At 71.6% G+C, this 2,467-nt stretch carries 3 protein-coding genes; all 3 read right to left on the reverse strand.

The window, feature by feature from the left end:
• Positions 1–741, reverse strand: a 741-nt coding sequence (locus VIB55_RS15990) for a polyphenol oxidase family protein (protein ID WP_331877661.1), incomplete at its 3' end; no start/stop codon positions are given.
• Positions 742–1,155, reverse strand: a complete 414-nt coding sequence (locus VIB55_RS15995) for a hypothetical protein (protein ID WP_331877662.1) — start codon at positions 1,153–1,155, stop codon at positions 742–744.
• Positions 1,156–1,169: 14 nt separating this feature from the next.
• Positions 1,170–2,467: UDP-N-acetylglucosamine 1-carboxyvinyltransferase (gene murA, locus VIB55_RS16000; protein ID WP_331877663.1), on the reverse strand; the 1,298-nt coding region annotated here is incomplete at its 5' end.

A 2,467-nucleotide genomic window follows, 5' to 3' on the forward strand; every position in this document is an offset into this window, starting at 1 on the left:
GGACCCGCCACGGTGCGAAAAGAAGTCGGGCTCGCCGCAGCGGGTGCAGTGGGCGGACACGGTCACGTGCTCGGCCGGCACGCCCATAACTATGACGCGCTCCGCGATCGCCGCGCGCAGGTTGATGCAGGTGGGACCCGCGGGCGGCTCGGCGTCGGGGCGGACGGCGGCGTGCACCTCCGGGCCCACCTCGTAGCATTCTCCGCAGATGGCTGGGCCGCAGTGCACGTACAGCCGCGCCGGGTCCGACTGCCAGCTTTCTACCACGCGATGGACGGCGCGCTCCACGATCCCCGCCGCCGTCCCGCGCCACCCCGAGTGGACCATCGCCACGACGAACGAGGCAGGGTCGACCACGAACACGGGAACGCAGTCCGCCACACTGGCCGTCACCAGCAGCCCGCGGCGGTCGGTCACGTGCCCGTCGAAGCCGTCCATCACCACGATCCCCGGCGCGCCCGCCTCGCGGTGGATCCACAGGTCTGCCTGGTGCACCTGGCGGGCGTGCGCGACGGTTTCCATCCCCGTCGCTTCCAGCAGCTTCCGCCACCGCCCGAGCACGGCCGACACCGGCTGCGCGCTGGACAGGCCCAGATCGAACGGCTCCTCCGCGCGTCCCCGCCCCGTGGTGCCCTGCACCAGCCAGGGAAACCGCTCGCGCCACTCCGGATGCACCCACAGCGGCACGTCGCCGGGAGCGAGCTCCTCGGCGACGACGCGCACGTCCACGGAAGCCGCCACCTACGCCATCCTCGCCTCGGTGGGCCCCTCACCCCCCGTGCGCTCCGACGACGGCGGCTCGGCCGCGGTGGTGCCCCCGAATCCAGAGACGGGCGGGAGGACGAGCGTCGACGACCCGCCGCCGTAGCCACCCTGGTGCGCGTCCAGCCGGCGGCGAAGCTCCTCCACCTCGGCCCGCAGTTCGTCGAACTCCTTGCGAGGCACGAAATCCAGCCGCTCGCGCACGTCGCCCACGGCGTCCTGCGCGCGCTCCATGGCATCGTTCAGGAACTGCCGCGCGCGCTCCGGCTTCAGGTCGCCACGCTCCGAAGCCTCGCGGATGCTTTCCTCGATGGCCTCCTTGAACGCCGTCAGCATGCCGATTCCGGAGCGGATCCCCTCGCCGATCCCCGGCCTGCGCCTCTGCTCGTCCATCCCGCCCTCCTCCATCAGTGCCGGCCGGCCCGTTCGATGGCTTCGCGCGCGTCGTCCACGTCGCCGCGCGAGTCGGCGCGGCGGATGTCTGCGCCCAGCGCGCGAAGGCGCTCGTCGATGCGCTCGTAGCCGCGCTCGATCTGCCCGACGTTGAAGATCTCGCTGCGCCCCTCGGCGCCCAGCGCGGCGATCAGCAGCCCCATGCCGGCCCGGATGTCGGGGCTTTCGACGATGGCGCCGTGAAGCTGGCTGGGACCGATCACCAGCACGCGGTGCGGGTCGCACAGCACCAGGCGCGCGCCCATCCCCACCAGCTTGTCGGCGAAGAACATGCGCGACTCGAACATCTTCTCGTGGATGAGGATGGTGCCCCTCACCTGCGTGGCCGTCACCAGCGCGATGGACGTAAGGTCCGCCGGGAACGCGGGCCAGGGGCCGTCGTCCACCTTGGGGATGTGGCCGCCCAGGTCCAGCACCACCTCGGGGTCCTGGTCGCCGGGGATGAACAGGTCCTGGCCGCGCACCTCGATGGTCAGCCCCAGCCGCCGGAAGCCGTTCAGGGTGCTGTCCAGGTGCTCGGGGGCCGCGTCCTCGATGGTGATCTCGCCGCGCGTCACCGCCGCCAAGCCGATGAACGAGCCCACCTCGATGTGGTCGGCGGTGATGCGGGTGCGGCACCCGCCCAGGCGCTTCTTCCCCTGGATGCGCAGCGTGCCCGTGCCGATGCCCTCGATCTCGCACCCCATCTTCACCAGCATGTGGCACAGGTCCTGGACGTGCGGCTCGGCGGCGGCGTTGCGGATGACCGTCTCGCCGTCGGCCAGGGAGGCGGCCATCACGGCGTTCTCCGTTCCCGTCACGCTGGGCTCGTCCAGGAACATGTTCACGCCCTTCAGCCCGCTGGACTGAAGCCGCCACACGCCGTTTTCCTCGATCACCTCGGCGCCCAGCTTCTGCAGGGCGAAGAAGTGGGTGTCCACGCGGCGGCGGCCGATGACGTCGCCGCCCGGCGGGGGAAGCTGCATCCCTCCCGCGCGCGCCAGCATGGGGCCGGCGAGCAGGATGCTGGCGCGGATGCGCGCCGCGGCGCCTGCGTCCAACTGCGTGTTGCCGATGTTCACGGCGCGGACGCGCACCTCGTTGTCGCCCGTCCACTCGGCCTCGGCGCCCAGCACCCGCAGCAGGTCCATCAAAGTGAGCACGTCCTTGATGCGCGGGACGTTCTCCAGGAACACGTCCTCTTCGGTCAGGAGCGTGGCGGCCAGCATGGGCAGGGCCGCGTTCTTGTTTCCGGCGGGGCGGATGGTCCCGT

Origin of the sequence: Longimicrobium sp. (assembly GCF_036554565.1) — a bacterium.
Taxonomy (GTDB): Bacteria; Gemmatimonadota; Gemmatimonadetes; order Longimicrobiales; family Longimicrobiaceae; genus Longimicrobium.

Bases quoted from the DNA above. Each gene is read 5' to 3' on its own strand.
- VIB55_RS15995 (WP_331877662.1), bottom strand. From the start codon at position 1,155: ATGGACGAGCAGAGGCGCAGGCCGGGGATCGGCGAGGGGATCCGCTCC.